Here is a 15418-nt window from a genome sequence, read left to right on the forward strand (position 1 = left end):
GTTGTGTGGCGCTACGCCAGTGATTTGGCGGGATGCGGGCAAATGTGTCTAGTTCACTAACTTAAACTCTCATGCCTGCTCAATCCCCAAGACGAGGCACAGGCGCACTCTTGGGTGGCGATAGCGAGACGTGGAGGCCGGCGCTACTACTTGCGCGAATTGATCACGCGATCTGCATGGAATGCGCATCAGGGCCTGCAAACACGCTTGCAGTACGCAACTTGAGCGAACATACTGAGAGAAGTTCGCGCACCGTTGCCCGGGCCTCGCCCTGCTCAAGGAGATATCACTGTGGATATACAACTCATCGCCGCGCTCGTTCTCGGGATAGCGACGATCATCGTTCTTGTGCTTCGTACCCGGCTCGACGCGTTCGCGGCCCTGCTGGCGGCGGCCCTCGTGACCGGCTTCGTCGCCGGCCAACCGGCCCTCGAAATCATTACGGCCATCACAACCGGGTTCGGCAATACCCTGGCATCGATCGGAATCGTGATCGGGCTGGGTGTGGGAATCGGCAAGATCCTCGAGGTCTCCGGTGCCGCCAAGTCACTCGCTCAGGCGTTCCTCAAGCTGTTCGGTAAGGGCCGCGAGCCTGGGCCATGGGCAGCGTCGGCGCGCTGGTGTCAGTGCCCGTGTTCTGCGACGCCGGTTACGTGATCATGAACCCGCTCGCCCGTTCGATCGCGCGCATGAAGCGCGGCGGCTACGTCACCATCGCCCTGGCCCTCGGCGCGGGCATGACCCTCACCCACCATCTCGTGCCGCCCACCCCCGGTCCCTTGGCCGTGGCCGGTATCTTGGGCGCCGACCTCGGCATGGTCATCATCGTCGGCGGCGTATTCACGGTGCTGCTGCTGCCCGTCGTGGTGCTCTACGCCAAGTGGATCGGCCCCAAGCTCGAGAGCTCCGTCACCCCGGCGGTTCGCCAGGCCGTGTACGGCAACGCGGTTGTGTCACACGAGGCACGCGGCGGCAGCGGCACGACGCACACCGCGACTCTTGAGCGTGACGCAGCCACCTACACGACCGACGCCGGCACCCTGTTCTCCGAAATCGACGGCGATGACGAGCCCGACCTCGGCACGCCGCCCGCCGGCGCCAAGCCGCATCGGGTCAACGGCCTTCTGGCCTCGCTGCCCCTCGCGGTGCCGCTGCTGCTGATCCTGCTGAACACGGTGGGAACCGCCCTCGACAAGAGCGCGCAAGGCGCCCTGACGGGCGACTACACGCCCTCCGACTGGGTCGTTCCGCTCGCCTTCATCGGAAACCCGGTGATCGCCCTGATGATCGGCATGCTGCTCGCCGTGTACGTGCTGCTCCCCCGCTGGACACCGCGCACCAAGGTGAACGGATGGCTCGCCGAAGCCGCGGCATCCGCCGGCCTGATTCTGCTGATCACCGGAGCCGGCGGAGCGCTCGGCCAGGTGCTGCGCACCTCCGGAGTCGGCGACGCCCTCGCCGAGGCGATCGGCTCGACGAACCTGCCCGCCTTCCTGATTCCGTTCCTCATCGCCACCGTCGTGCGCATCGCCCAGGGCTCCGGAACCGTCGCCATGATCACCGCGGCGGCCGTCTCCGCCCCACTGGTGACGACCCTCGGCATCGACCCGGTTGTCGCCGTTCTCGCCTGCACCGCCGGCTCGATGGTGTTCAGCTACTTCAACGACTCGTACTTCTGGGTGGTGACCACGTTCACCGGCCTCGAAGGCACGAGCGCGCTCAAGGGCTGGTCAGGCATCACCACGGCCGTGTGGGCCGGATCTATCCCGCTGCTGTTTCTCGCCAACCTGGTTCTCGGCTAGCGATGGCCACGATCCGGAACGCGGGCGACACACCCGCCCCCACGGACTACCGTCGGGGCACCAGGGCGAGGCACGAACGACTCCTCGCCCTAGTGCGCGCCGGATCGACGGGCGTCGACGAGCTGGCGGATGCGCTGCAGGTCTCGCCCTCCACCGTGCGACGCGACCTCGCGCACCTCACAACCACCGGCACGATCACGCGCACCTACGGCGGCGCCAGCTCTGCGGCGCCGTTTCAGGAACGGGAGCTGAGCGACCGCGTGGCCGTGGAACACACGGCCAAAAGCGCGATCGGTGCCCGGGCCGCCGAGTTGGTTCCGCCCGGGGCCACCATCTTTCTCGACGCCGGGTCTACCTGCGGTGAACTCGCCCGGCAGCTGTGGCACGCCGAAGGACTCACGGTGGTGACGCGCAGCCTCGACAGCGCGCTCTACCTCGCATCCGCTCCCGGGCTTGAGGTGGTCGTGACGGGCGGTCGCGTGGCCCGCACCAGCCATGGGCTCGAGGGGCCACTCGCAGACCTCGCGCTCGGGCGTTACATGGTGGATATCGCGTTTCTGGGCGTGGACGCCGTGGACCCGATCGACGGCGTCGGCGAACCGACCCTGCCGGAGGCCCACGTGAAAGACAGCGCGGCGCGCCGGGCCCGCCACGTGGTGGTGCTGGCCGATGCCAGCAAGCTGGCGCGGGGCTCGGTGCCCGCGTGGGCGCCGCTGCCGCGCGGGTGGACCCTCATCACCAACGAGGTCAACGACGAGGTGCTCGACCGCTACCGGGCAGAGGGCGTCGCCGTGATCTCGACCGGAACCACCGGGGACAGCCTCACGACTCCCGTGCCGTGACACCTGCCCCGGTCTCGGCATACGCGCTGAGCGTGCGCACAACCGTCACGAGCGACTCGTCGTCGCCCACATTGCCGGCAAACACCACGTAGGGGATGCCCGTGGCCGGCCCGTCGACCGGCTGCCAGAGCGACACGATGCCGGGGAGCATCGGCCCGCGCACAATCGCGTGGCGGATCTGCAGGCCGAGGGCGGCAACATCCGACGAGGTGATGCCGCCCTTGGCGATCACGAACCGCGGTCGGGTGCGTGCCACCACGCGCTGAACCACCTCCACCACCGCGGCCGACACCGTGCGGGCGATGCGCAGGCTCTCGGCCGGGTCGGTCGTGCTCACGAGGAGGCGACTGGTCTGCACGATGACGTCGGCACCGGCGAGAGCTGCCACTACCTCGTCGACGACCTCACCCAGGTGGGTTGACGACTCGGACGCGAGGAGAGCCGCAACATCGATCTCCACCACCCGGGCCGATGCATGCTGCCGCTTCAGGGCCTCGAGTTGGCGGGTGGTCATCGCCACGTGTGAGCCGACGACGATCAGTCCGCCCGCGAGGGGTGGGGCGGTGTGGCCGAAGGCATCCGCCGCGGTGAGCGGTTGACGGATGGCCTGGCCGATGCGCGCCCGCACGAACGGCGGGCCCACCCGATAGACCAGTTTTATGCCGCGGCGCTCTGCCTCGTGCAGGCCGAGAGCGAGCAGGCGCAGGTCGTTTTCGGTGACCGCGTCGACGACGATGGGGGTGGCACTGCCCGCGGGCTCGATCGCATCCGCAATCGCCTGCGGGCCGGCGCGCAGCACGGCGAGGTTCACCTCGATGACGCTCGCCGCGGGAATGCGCCCGCCGCTTTTCTCCTGCACGTAGTCAGCCAGGCGGGAGTGGGTGAACCCGAAAGTGGCGTCGCGGGCGAACTCGGTCTCGGCGATGGGCGTGAGCTCGTCGGTGGCGGAGAGCATGAAGTGCTCGCCGTCGATGGTGACCCGCCCGGCATCGGGAAAGGCCGGCACGATGACCACGCCGTCGATCTGCACCCCGGTGTGGGCGCGCAGGGTCTCGACGATCACGTCGGGCTCCAGGGGAAAGTGCCCGCGCAGGGTTGAATCACCCCGGCTGACGAAGGCCAGCGGGGTTCCGTCGGCGGCAGCAAGCGCGTTTGTGACGACCTCGCGGTTGCGCTCGGCAGCCTCGGCCGGGTCGAGGCTGCGGGTGTTGGTGAGCACGTACACGGCCGGGGCCCCAAGGCCGAGCGCCCAGCGGAAGTCTTGCGGCTGCCACTGGGTGAGCACCGGCAGGTCGGCCACGGACTGGGTGCCGGTGGGGTCGTCGTCGAGCACAATCAGCACCCGGCCGGTGGCCGCCACGGCTGCCGCCACGTCATGCGCGGGCACAGCAACCTCGGTGGGGAAGCCGGCCAACAGCGCCTGGGCGTAACGCCGCGGCTCGGCGGCGGGGGTCATGAGACCTGCAGCCCGCCGTTGATGTCGTAGGTGGCGGCGGTGATGTAGCCGGCGTCGGCGCTCAGCAGGAAGGCGATCAGCGCGGCAACGTCGTCTCGGGTTCCGACCCTGCCCATGATGATGTCGGCGGCCATGGCGCTCTTGCGCTCGTCCGAGAGCGTGCCGCCCATGATGTCGGTGTCGATCGGGCCCGGGGCAACGGCGTTGACGGTGATGTTGTGCTCGCCCATTTCGCGGGCGAGAGCGCGCGTGAAGCCGATGATGGCGGCCTTGGACGCGCTGTAGGCGACCTTGGAGTAGGTGCCTCCCCCGCGCTGGGCGGAGATGGAGGAGATGCTGACGATGCGGCCGACCCGACGCTCGATCATGCCGGCGAGCACGCGCTGCGAGACGAGGAAGGAGCCGCGCATGTTGATGGCGAACACGCGGTCCCAGGCCTCGACGGTTTCGTTCATGAACTCGGTGGGCGAGCTGATGCCGGCGAGGTTGACCAGACCGACGATCGGCGGCATCGACGCCTCAACCTCGGTGATGGCGGCGTTCACGGAGTCTTTGTCGGACACGTCGGCGGCCACGCCGATCGCGCGCACGCCCCGGGAGGAGGCGATCGCGGCGGCGGCCTCGCGGGCGGCCCCTCCGTCTATATCGACGATGGCGATCGACCAGCCGAGGGAGGCCAGCTTGTCGGCGGTGCTGCGGCCGATTCCGCGGGCCGAGGCGGCCCCGGTCAAGACGGCGGTGCGGTCGGCGGGAAAAATAACGTCACTCATGATGAGGGGCCAATCCTTCGGTGAGACGGGCCCACCTCTGTGTGAGCCGTCTGGCCAGCCTAACTGATCTCTGACGTCTGATGTCTTAAGACGACTTCGGCGGGCGTGGGCGGTGCCTGGGGACCGTCAGGCCTACGGACGCCCGGATTCGATGAAGTGCTCGTAGTCAGCGAGCGTCTGCCGGAGGTGTTCCTCCATTGCGCGGCGGGCCTGACCCGGGTCGCGGGTGGCGATCGCCGCGCGCACGGCCTGGTGGTGCTCGATCGCGTGCTCCTGCACCTCAGTGAACGCGGATGTCTCCCGGCGCAACGTGTAGAGCAGCTGCCCCAGCTGTCCCATCAAGGCGGGCAGAAAAGGATTGCCGCTCGCGGCCAGAATTATGTCGTGAAAGGCCAGGTCGTTCTCTGTGAAGCGGTCGAGGTCATCCGCCGCAGAGGCGGCCTGCATTTCAGCGATGGTCGCGTCGAGCAGGGTGAGGTCGTTGTCGTCGTGGTTGATCGCGGCCAGCTCGGCCGAACCACTCTCGACCATGCGGCGCACCTCGAGAAGCCTGAGCGGAACCTCGGAACTGCCGAGGTTGTATGCCGCGGCGCGCAGGATGGCATCGAGGCTCGACCAGCTCTCCGGCGGGTTGACAAAGGTGCCGAGCCCCCGCCGCACGTACACGATCTTCTGCGCCTGGAGACTCTTGATCGCCTCCCGGGCCGTCAACCGGCTGACACCGGCTTCCTCGGCCAGAACGGCCTCCGGTGGCAGCATCTGGTTGGCGGGAAACACTCCCCGCAGCACGCGGTCGAGAACGCTCTCCACCAGCTCATCGACCAGCGACGTTCTACTCATCACACCAATCCTTCGTAACCGGCGCGTCGTCGGACTCGTTTCAGTGTACCGATTGGGCAGGCCGCTCTCCTCGACACCGGGGGCCGGCCGCGGCCGTGACGTGCGCGCTCACGATCGCGCGTCAGCGTCTCTCCATACGGATTGGCGAACGGGCGCGCTGTCACCGCCCGCCCTCCGCTCATGCAACTGCGGGCCGTAGTATTTCCCTTCATGAGCATCCCTTCTCCGCACTCCGTGCTCGCCGACCTCTTTCAAGATCCCCTCACCGTCGTTCTGGTCGAACAGATCATGGCCATGGAACCCGGCACTCGCCTGCCCAGCGAGCGCGAACAGGCCGAGCTGCTCGGGGTGAGCCGCACCGCCCTGCGGGACCGGCTGAGCCGCATCGAATCTCTGGGCATCCTCGAACGTCGAATGCGCGCCGGCACCTTCGTAAAGCGCCTGAGCCCCACAACCGTGAGCGAGGTTCTGCTGCTCGGCATTCTCTCCGCCGCGATGCCGCTCGACTCGATGCGCCCGGTGCGCGTGGCGCTCGAACGGCAGGCCGCCTGCGAGGCCTCGCGACGCCACGACCACCTCAACCTCGCGCACATGGCGATCGCCGTCGACACGATGGATGCCACCGACGATTCGGCCGCGTTGCACGCAGCGGACCTGGCCTTCCACACGGCGCTGTTCGCCGCCTCGGGCTCGCCGGCGCTCGTCTTTTTGGCCGAGGTACTCTCGGGCGTCATGCTGCGCACCGTGCAGCAGGTGGCCCTCTCCGACGGCCGGCAGACCATGCGCACCCTGCACCGCAACATCTACGCGGCCATCGTGGAGGGCGACGAAGCCGCCGCCTCCGCAGCGGTCGACCGGCACTTCGATTGGCTCGAAGAACTGCTCGCCGCACCCGCTCTGCCCCCCGAATAACCGCAACAGGTCAACCAGATAACTTGCGTGGTACTACCAAGCCGTGCATACTGATTCAACCGACCAGTCAAAACCTGACAGTCGGAGGGAACAGGTGCCTACCCGGCGCGATCGAGCGGGCATTCCTGTGACTTCAATGAAGAAGCCCCACAGAAAGCAGCACCATGCTCAAGAAGCTCGCATCTGTTAGCGCACTAGCCCTCCTCCTCACCGGATGCTCGGCAGCCAGCGGTCCCGATAACTCGGGCGATTCCGGCGCCGAGTCCTACTCCTGGGACATGACCATCACGGTGGGAAACACCTCCACCTGGCATGAAGGCGCCGAGTATTTCGCCGACACCCTCAATGACGAAACCGACGGCCGCATCGAGGTGAACATCTTCACCAATGAGCAGCTCTCCGGCGGCGATCCCGCAGCCGGCGTCGAGCAGCTCATGAACGGCGACAAAGACCTGTCGTACAACTCCACGATCATCTACGCCGGCATCGACCCGAAGTTCGGCGCTGTCAATGCGCCCTTCCTCTACGCCGACTACGAAGAGGCCGAAGACACGCTCGCGGCCACCGGCCTCGACGCCTACCGCGCCCTCGCCGACCCGCTGGGCGTGCAGGTTCTCGGCTTCGGCGAGAGCGGCTTTCGCCAGATCACCAACAACGTGCGCCCCATCACCGCACCCGCAGATCTCGCGGACATGAAACTCCGCATCCCGGGCATCGGGCTGTTCACGGATGTCTACCGCGAGCTCGGCGCGAACCCCACCACCCTGAACTTCTCCGAGGTCTTCACCGCCCTGCAGCAGGGCACCATCGACGGCCAGGAGAACCCCGTCGACGTGACCCACTCGTCGGGCATCACCGAGGTGCAGGACTACATGACCGTGTGGAACTACGTGTACGACCCGCTGATCCTCGGTATGAACAAGGACCTGTTCGATTCGCTGAGCGCCGACGACCAGGCCCTGGTGCTGCGCGTCTCCGCTGAGGCCAATGCCATTCAGATTCAGGCCAACCGCGACAAGGACGCCGCATCCCTCGCGGAGATGAAGGAGTCCGGCATGGAGGTCACCGAGCTCACCGACGCCCAGCGTGACGTCTTCGTGCAGCGCATGGTCTCGGTCAACGAGAAGTACGCCGCCACCTGGGGCGAGGACATGGTCGCCGGCGTCACGCCCGACAGCACCCGGCCGTGAACCGCGCCATAACCCTCTTCGAGAACACGTTCGCGGCGACGGCCTTCGCGGTCATCAGCATCATCGCCTTCACCAACGTGATCTCGAGGTACGTGCTCAACGCCTCGCTGGCATTCACCACAGAGATCACCGTGAACCTCGCGGTGGCCCTCACCCTCGTGGGCGCCGTGATCGGCATTCGCGAGAAGGCCCACCTCGGGTTCAGCCTGCTGCACGACAAGGCCAACCCCGCGCTCAAGCGGGCCCTCACCGTTCTGGTGTGCGGCGTCATCGTGCTGTTCTTTCTGGTGCTGTTCTATTTCAGCCTGCAGCTGGTGCTCGACCAGGCCGCCAGCGGCCGCGTCACCCCCTCCATCGGCATCCCGCAGTGGGCCTTCACCGCCGCGCTTCCGGTGGGAGCCGCCCTCGGCATCTACCGCAGCATCCAATCCACCCTGCACACGCTTCGCGCCCAAGCGGATGCCCCACTCATCGAACAGGAGGCCTAGACCATGGTCGAACTCGTGCTCTTCGGGCTCTTCGCCGTGCTGCTCCTGGCGAGCGTGCCCGTGGCCTTCGCCCTGGGCCTCGCGGCTCTCGGCGCCCTGGTGGTGGGCCGCGGCATTGACGCCCTCAACATTCTGCCGAGCGTGATGTACGCCTCGCTCTCGTCAGAGACACTGCTGGCCATTCCGTTCTTCATTCTGGCCGGAGCCATCATGGAGGCGGCGGGAATCTCGAAACGGCTGGTCGACCTGGCCAACGCCTGCCTCGGCCACCTCAAGCACGGCCTCGTGCTCGTGGTCATCATCGCGGCGTTCTTCTTCTCGGCGATCTCGGGTTCCGGCCCGGCCACCGTCGCGGCGATCGGATCGATTCTCATTCCAGCCCTCGTGCGCAACGGCTACGAGAAACGCCACGCGGCCGCCCTGCTGGCAAGCTCGGGCTCAATGGGAATCGTCATTCCGCCGAGCGTCACGTTTATCGTCTTCGCCGTCGTCGCCGGCGAGTACGCCCGGGTCTCCATTGCCCGGTTGTTCGTGGCCGGCGTGGTTCCCGGCATCCTGATGGCAATCGCGTTTCTGATCGCCTGCTTCTTCATCCCCCGCCGGCTCGCCGCCGTCGAGGAGACCGCCACGCTCACCCCGGTGCAGGTGCTGGCCGGAGCCGGGGTCTCGATGGGCGGCGGATCATCGGCCACGGCCCTGCGCGAGAAAGACGCCAGCGCCGGCAACACCGGTCTGGTGGGCATTGCCCGGGCACCGGGCACGCTCGGAGCCGTCACGGGCGCCGTGATGCGGCCCCGCACCCAACGGGCGCCGTGGAACGAGATCGGTCGGGCCTTCGTGGCAGCCGCTCCCGGACTGCTGGTTCCCGTGATCATTCTCGGCGGCATCTACGGCGGCATCTTCACGCCCACCGAGGCCGCCGTGGTCGCCGCCTTCTACGCCTTCTTCGCGGGCCTGCTCTTCTCCAAGGAGTTCACTCTGCGCTCCGTGCCGAATCTGCTCGTGACGGCCGCGGCGCAGTCGGCGGTGATCATGCTGATCGTGGGATGCGCATCCGTTTTCGCCTACGTCATCACGGCCGAGCAGATCGCCCGCCGCATGGCGGATGCGATTCTGGGCATCACCGAGAACACGTTTGTGATTCTGCTGCTCGTGACCCTGCTGCTGCTCGTGGTGGGCGCATTCATCGACGCGATCAGCGCGTTCTACCTCTTTATTCCGATCCTCGTGCCGGTGCTGCTCGCCGTGGGCGTGGATCCCACCCAGATCGGCGTGCTGATGACGGTGAACCTGGCGATCGGGCTGTTCACTCCCCCCGTGGGCGTGAACCTGTTCATCGCCGCCGGCATCGGCAAGGTGAGCCTCGCCGAAATCACCCGGGGCATCGTGCCGTTCCTGATAGCCGGTCTCGTGGTGCTGTTTCTCGTGACCTACATTCCAGCCGTCTCGACCTGGCTGCCCAACCTGCTCGGCGTTTAGGCGCCCCTCCCTCTCGAAAGGCTGACAACATGACTGCTTTGCTGACCGCAGAAACTGCTGATTCACGCACCGATTCGCTGACGGATTCGCTGCACGGTCAGGTGTGCCTGGTCACCGGGGCTGCCCGCGGCATCGGCGCCGCGATCGCCCGCACCCTCGCCGCCCGCGGCTCCGACATCGTGATCGTCGACGTGATCGACGGGGGCGACACGGTGGCCGCGCTGCGCGCGGAGTTTGCGGACCGGCGCATCCACTCGCTGATCGTCGACGTGAAAGACCGCGCCCAGGTGCGGGGCGCCGTGGATTGGACCGTCACCACCCTCGGCCGCATCGACACCGTCGTGAACAACGCCGGAACCTGCGGCCGCGTGGGCCTCGAAGACATGACCGACGACATGTGGGAACGCGACCTCGACACCAACCTGCGCGGCACGTTCCTCTTCACCCAGGCCGCGGTCTACCCCTACATGCGCGACCAGGGATCGGGAAGCATCGTGAACATCAGCTCGATCTCGGGCATCATGGGCGGTCCGATGTCGCACGGCGAAGATGCCGCCCGCTCGGGCCCGGCCTACGCCGCCTCGAAGGGCGGCATCATCGCCCTGACCAAATGGGTGGCCAAGGAAGTGGGACCGCTCGGTATCACCTGCAACTCGGTGGCCCCCGGCCCGATCGCCACGCCCATGACCCAGTCCCTGGAATACGACCTGAGTGGGCAGGCCATTCAGCGCATGGGGTCCCCGGAAGATATCGCGAGCGCGGTGGCGTACCTCGCCTCACCGGGCGCCCGCTACGTAACCGGTGACGTGCTCAAGGTCTGCGGCGGCTCAGCGATCGGCTAGCCGGCACGCACTCCTCCTCCTTCACCGCTTTGACCCACATTCGTGTCACTGTCGCGCCCACAAAGCGCGTCGGTGCCACTCCGGCACACCATCTGGAGATGAAATGATGCGTTTTCCCGCCCGTTCTGAAACCCCGCCATGCTGACCCTCGACCACCCCGGGCCGCTCACGCAGCCCCGCATCCTGAGCGTGGTCACGACCCCCGTCGCCGCGATGCAGCTTCTGACTCCCAACACCGTGCTCGCCGCCGAACTCTTCCGCATTCTCGCGGACCTCAACCTGACGAGCGGCATGGCCGAGCTCATCGGCGGCACGCTCGCCCCGATCAGTTACTGCGTTCCCGCCCGCGGCGACGACGGCCGCGAGGTGAGCTACAGCGAGAAGCGAACCGAGACGCACGGGCAGCTCATCTTCGGTGCCGCCACGCTGGGACTGCGCGACGGGGAACCCTGGATGCACAGCCATTGCGTCTGGCTCACCCCCGAAGGCCGGCTGCAGGCCGGGCACCTCTGGCCGGAGACGGGCGTCGGCTCTCCTCCCCCGCTCGCCGTCGTGCAGGGGCTGCCGGGGGTCGATCTCGAGAGCACGGACGACCCCGAGACTCGGCTGCCGGTGTTCACCCCGCATGCCGCAACCGAGACGGTGCTGCCCGCCGAGGACGCCGGACTCAACCGCACCGTCGTCGCCCGGGTCTGCCCCAACGAAGACATCAGCCTCGCGGTCGAGAAGATCTGCACCGAGAACGGTTTCGAGAATGCCGTTGTGCGCGGCGGCATCGGCAGCCTGATCGGGGCCACATTCGCCCCGCACAACGGCATCACCCGTGCCCGCGTCGACGGACCGTGCACCGAGGTCGTGACCCTGGTGGGACATGTCACGCGCACGGCCGAAGGCATCCGTTCGCAGCTCACCTGCACCCTCGTGGACACGCAGGGGGTCGTGCACGCCGGCGCCCTCGTGCGCGGCGAAAATCCCGTCTCGGTCACCTATGAACTTTTCGTGCAGGAAATCACCCTCACGACCAGCCCTTTACCCGCAACGCACCTAGGAGAACCATCATGAATGTTGTCATTACCGCCGATTTTCTCGGCAGCGAATCCGACGCCGACCTGGTGCAGTGGCTCGTGGCCGACGGTGACACCGTGGCGCTCGGTCAGTCGATCGTGGCACTGGAGACCGCAAAGTCCACGGTGGATTTCGCCGCTCCGGCGGCCGGAATCATCACGTTGAGCGCCGCCGAAGGCGACCTCATCGAAGCCGACCAGACCATCGCCGTGATCGCCTAAGGAGAACATCGTGACAACATCGCTCGAAACCGCACCGGCCGCGCCGTACGACGCCGGCGTGCAGGGCCTCACGGGGCTCGCCACCATGACCATGATTCGCGCCTTCGAATCGCGCATGCCCGTGCTCTCGGAGGAGGGCCTGATCCGCGGCTCGACGCATCCGTCTGTCGGGATGGAGGCCGTGGCCACCGGGGTCTCCCTCGCACTCGGCCCGCGCGACACCATCGCCAGCAACCACCGCGGCCACGCACACTGCTTGGCCCGCGGCTCCAACCCGGCACGAACCATGGCCGAGATTCTCGGCCGGGTCGACGGCTACGGCCAGGGTAAGGGCGGGTCGATGCATATCGGCGTGAAAGAACTCGGCATCATCGGCACCAACGGAATCGTCGGCGCCGGCATCGGGCTCGCCACCGGAGCCGCCCTCGCCGCGAAGCAGCAGGGCAGCGATGCCGTGGCCGTGGTGTATTTCGGCGACGGCGCCTCGAACCAGGGCGTGCTCGGGGAAGCGCTGAACCTCTGCGCCATCTGGAACCTTGCCGTGGTCTTCGTCTGTGAGAACAACCACTACGCGCAGTCAGCGTCGATCGAGGAGATGGTGGCCCAGCCCGACCTCTCGCAGCGCGGCACCGCCTACGGCGTGAAGTCCGTCAACGTGAACGGCATGCACCTCGACGCGGTCTACGCCGTCGCCGCGGAGGCCGTCGCACGAGGACGCGCCGGGGCCGGCCCCACGCTGATCATCGCCGACACATACCGCTACCTCGGCCACATGGCCGGCGACACCGAGATCTACCGCAGCGCCGACGAGGTGGAGGAGTGGAAAGACAAAGACCCGATCAGCTACCTGGCCCGCACGCTGCAGGAGCAGGGCGTGCTCACGGCCGAGCAGTTCGCCGGCCTGCAAGCGGATGCCGCACGCGTGGTGGCCGAGGCGGAGGCCTTCGCCCGCAATTCCCCCTTCCCGGAAGAGTTCCGGGCGAGCACCGACGTATACGAGGAGACGGTCAAATGAGCATTGCACCCCTGAGCGCGACCCACGCGGATGCGGGCACGGCGGCATCCGCTCGCCCAGCGAAGCCGATGGCCCTGTGGCGCGCGCTCAACACCGCGCTGCACGACATTCTCGAGGACACCCCCGAAGCGTTCCTGCTCGGTGAAGACATCACCACCTGGGGCACCGGCGGCGGCATCTACGGCGTCACCAAGAAGCTCGCGGACGAGTTTGGCCGCGGCAGGGTGCTCGACACCCCGATCAGCGAGGAGGTGCTCATCTCCGCCGCCGTCGGCGCCGCGATGCAGGGCAGCCGGCCGATTCTGGAAATCATGTACTCGGACTTCACCTTTCTCGGCTTCGACGGCATCATCAACCAAGCCGCGAAGGCCCGGTATATGTTCGGCGGGCAGTTTGACGTGCCGTTCGTGCTGCGCACGAACGGGGGTTCGGGAATCGGCAAGGCCGGGCAGCACTCGCAATCCCTCGAGACGCTGTTCGCACACATCCCGGGCCTCGAAGTTGTGGTTCCCGCGACGGCAGGCGATGCCTACGGGCTGCTCCGCACCGCGGTGGCCAGCAACAACCCCACCATTTTTCTCGAGCACAAGAACCTCTACAACGACCGCGGACTCGTGTCATTCGAGCCGATCCCGTTCGGTGTGGCCCGCGTCGCCCGAGAGGGCAGCGACCTCACGATCGTCGCCACGCAGCAAATGCTCAAGCGCTCGCTCGAGGCGGCCGAGGTACTGCAGGAGCAGCACGACCTGAGCGTGGAAGTCATCGATCCGCGCACGCTCTTCCCGTTCGATATGCAGACCGTGATCACCTCGGTGAAGAAGACCCGGCACCTGGTCGTGGCGCACGAAGCCGTGCGCGACTACGGCTGGGGCGCCGAGTTCGTGGCGCAGGTGGTGGAAGAGGCGTGGAACGACCTCGATGCCGCGCCGCGCAGGCTCGGCGGCCTGCGCACGCCCATTCCCTACAGCGAGGTGCTGGAGAACGCGGTCATTCCGTCGGCGAACCAGATCGTGGCGACCGTGCTCGCCACCCGCCGGGAACGCCAGCATGTCTAGAACGGATGCCATCTGCCCCAGCCAACGCCTCGTCGGCAAGACAGCCATCGTCTTCGGCGGCGGGTCGGTGGGTGGACGGATCAACAATGGCCTGGCCGCGGCGCTGGCGTACGCGGCCGCCGCGGCCAACGTGTTCGTCGTGGACATGTCAGCGGCGGCCGTTGCGGACGCGGTGACTGAGCTGGAGCGGTACCGCAGTGCGTCCGGGTCGGCGGTGCGGGTGGGCGGAATTGTTGCCGACGTCACGGACAGTGCAGCCGTGCTCGCCGCGGTGGAGGCCTGCGTCGCCGCCGTCGGACGGCCGAACATCCTGCATAACAACGTGGGGATTGCACGCATGGGCGGCCCACTCGAAATGTCGGTCGAGGAATGGGACACGGTTCTCAACGTCAACCTCACGAGTGCATTCATCACCACCAAGCACGTGTTGCCGCACATGCTCGAACTCGGCGGCGGAGCCATTGTGAATATCGGGTCGATCGGCGGCATGCGCTACCTCGGCTACAACTACCCGAGCTACTCCGCCACGAAGGGCGGGCTGACGCAGTTCACGGTGAACGTGGCTCTCGAGTACGCGAGCCGGGGCATCCGTGCGAACTGCATTGCGCCGGGCCTGATCGAAACGCCCATGATGTACGAGCAGATCGTGGGCAACTACGACTCGGTGGAAGACATGCTGGCCCAGCGCAATGCACTCAGCCCCACCGGCGCGATGGGCGATTCGTTCGACATCGCGAATGCGGCGGTGTTCCTGGCTTCGGATGAGGCCCGGTACGTGAACGGCACCTGCCTGCCGGTGGACGGCGGCCTCACCGCGGCCGTGGCGCAGTAGCGGAGGCGGCATATCGTTGCCCAGCCCGGCGCGCCCGGGACGACGGTCCGGCACTCGACTGACGGTCCGGCACTCGTCTGAACGAGTGCCGCGGCGCCAGACGAGTGCCGCGGGCGACGTTAGTCGAGCCTTGTCGACCGCAGACGGCGGACCAGAGGCGGATCCCCTGGCGTGCTGCCACACGGCGATCGCGATAGCTGCCCGATCGGCCCGCACTCGCGTCATATGAATGCCCCGAGGGTGCCGTGAGGGAGCTTTCCGAGCGGCTCTGGGCCAGAGCTCTCATGCACAATTCCGTCCGGGGCAAATGTACATGTGGGCATATACACGGACTGTCATCTGGGATATGTTCAGCACAAGAGATATGGGGAGTACCCAATGGAACCCAAGAACGGTTTTGTCCCACAGGGAGAAGTTGTTGCGGACGAGCGTGCTCGACTGGCATTTGGCAAAGCTGGCGTACGGAAAGACGACCGCTACGCCGTCGCCACGAACGACCAAGGCGAGATTCTGCTGACCCCATTGGTGTCAATCCCCAAGCGCGAGCTCTTCATCTGGGAAAACCAGATCGCTCGTGAAGAACTCGGGCGCGGATTGGCCGAGAGCGCC

15 protein-coding genes and 1 pseudogene are annotated in these 15418 nt (G+C 67.0%); 13 read left to right on the top strand and 3 right to left on the bottom strand.

Annotated elements, in window-relative coordinates; all coding sequences use genetic code 11:
* Positions 1-291: 291 nt before the first annotated feature.
* Together JF66_RS08445 and JF66_RS08450 are read left to right on the top strand one after the other, a co-directional pair.
* Positions 292-1802, top strand: a pseudogene (locus JF66_RS08445) (GntP family permease).
* A 2-nt stretch (positions 1803-1804) separates the two neighbouring features.
* On the top strand, positions 1805-2644 hold the full coding sequence (locus tag JF66_RS08450) for a DeoR/GlpR family DNA-binding transcription regulator (RefSeq protein WP_051973299.1): 840 nt from the start codon (positions 1805-1807) through the stop codon (positions 2642-2644).
* Here JF66_RS08450 and JF66_RS08455 read toward each other — a convergent pair.
* The 3 genes from JF66_RS08455 to JF66_RS08465 all read right to left on the bottom strand — a co-directional run bounded on the left by JF66_RS08455 (position 2625) and on the right by JF66_RS08465 (position 5710).
* Positions 2625-4100, bottom strand: a complete 1476-nt coding sequence (locus tag JF66_RS08455) for a four-carbon acid sugar kinase family protein (protein ID WP_051973300.1) — start codon at positions 4098-4100, stop codon at positions 2625-2627. The genes JF66_RS08450 and JF66_RS08455 overlap by 20 nt on opposite strands.
* Entirely contained in the window at positions 4097-4870 is a 774-nt protein-coding gene (locus tag JF66_RS08460) for an SDR family NAD(P)-dependent oxidoreductase (RefSeq protein WP_035877005.1), read from the bottom strand. The genes JF66_RS08455 and JF66_RS08460 overlap by 4 nt, the downstream gene beginning before the upstream one ends.
* Positions 4871-5002: 132 nt before the next feature.
* Positions 5003-5710 carry a FadR/GntR family transcriptional regulator gene (locus JF66_RS08465; protein WP_035877006.1) on the bottom strand — a complete coding sequence of 236 codons (708 nt, stop codon included), beginning with the start codon at positions 5708-5710 and terminating at the stop codon, positions 5003-5005.
* Positions 5711-5920: 210 nt separating this feature from the next.
* On the opposite strand from JF66_RS08465, the gene JF66_RS08470 reads away from it, so the two are divergent.
* The 11 genes from JF66_RS08470 to JF66_RS08520 form a co-directional block, all read left to right on the top strand.
* Positions 5921-6622, top strand: a complete 702-nt coding sequence (locus JF66_RS08470) for a FadR/GntR family transcriptional regulator (RefSeq protein ID WP_197059364.1) — start codon at positions 5921-5923, stop codon at positions 6620-6622.
* Between the two features lie 164 nt (positions 6623-6786).
* The gene (locus tag JF66_RS08475) at positions 6787-7812 is read left to right on the top strand and encodes a DctP family TRAP transporter solute-binding subunit (RefSeq protein ID WP_035877011.1); all 1026 of its coding nucleotides are present in this window, start codon (positions 6787-6789) and stop codon (positions 7810-7812) included.
* Positions 7809-8300: a TRAP transporter small permease gene (locus tag JF66_RS08480; RefSeq protein ID WP_051973301.1), complete on the top strand. Its 492-nt coding sequence runs from the start codon at positions 7809-7811 to the stop codon at positions 8298-8300. Before JF66_RS08475 ends, JF66_RS08480 begins: the two co-directional genes overlap by 4 nt.
* Before the next feature lie 3 nt (positions 8301-8303).
* The gene (locus tag JF66_RS08485) at positions 8304-9779 is read left to right on the top strand and encodes a TRAP transporter large permease (protein WP_035877012.1); all 1476 of its coding nucleotides are present in this window, start codon (positions 8304-8306) and stop codon (positions 9777-9779) included.
* 29 nt (positions 9780-9808) lie between these two features.
* Positions 9809-10621 (top strand): SDR family NAD(P)-dependent oxidoreductase, encoded by an 813-nt coding sequence (locus tag JF66_RS08490; protein WP_081882245.1) that lies wholly within the window; start codon positions 9809-9811, stop codon positions 10619-10621.
* 138 nt (positions 10622-10759) lie between these two features.
* Positions 10760-11683 (top strand): PPC domain-containing DNA-binding protein, encoded by a 924-nt coding sequence (locus JF66_RS08495; protein ID WP_051973302.1) that lies wholly within the window; start codon positions 10760-10762, stop codon positions 11681-11683.
* Positions 11680-11907: a biotin/lipoyl-containing protein gene (locus JF66_RS08500; protein WP_035877014.1), complete on the top strand. Its 228-nt coding sequence runs from the start codon at positions 11680-11682 to the stop codon at positions 11905-11907. The genes JF66_RS08495 and JF66_RS08500 overlap by 4 nt, the downstream gene beginning before the upstream one ends.
* A gap of 10 nt (positions 11908-11917) precedes the next feature.
* The gene (locus tag JF66_RS08505; protein ID WP_051973303.1) at positions 11918-12922 is read left to right on the top strand and encodes a thiamine pyrophosphate-dependent dehydrogenase E1 component subunit alpha; all 1005 of its coding nucleotides are present in this window, start codon (positions 11918-11920) and stop codon (positions 12920-12922) included.
* Complete coding sequence (locus JF66_RS08510; RefSeq protein ID WP_197059365.1) at positions 12919-13977, top strand: alpha-ketoacid dehydrogenase subunit beta; 1059 nt, start codon at positions 12919-12921, stop codon at positions 13975-13977. The genes JF66_RS08505 and JF66_RS08510 overlap by 4 nt, the downstream gene beginning before the upstream one ends.
* Entirely contained in the window at positions 13970-14809 is an 840-nt protein-coding gene (locus tag JF66_RS08515) for an SDR family NAD(P)-dependent oxidoreductase (protein ID WP_035877015.1), read from the top strand. The genes JF66_RS08510 and JF66_RS08515 overlap by 8 nt, the downstream gene beginning before the upstream one ends.
* A gap of 378 nt (positions 14810-15187) precedes the next feature.
* A partial coding sequence (locus tag JF66_RS08520) for a hypothetical protein (RefSeq protein ID WP_035877017.1) occupies positions 15188-15418 on the top strand: 231 nt, incomplete at its 3' end.

Origin of the sequence: Cryobacterium sp. MLB-32 (assembly GCF_000738085.1) — a bacterium.
Lineage (GTDB): Bacteria > Actinomycetota > Actinomycetes > Actinomycetales > Microbacteriaceae > Cryobacterium.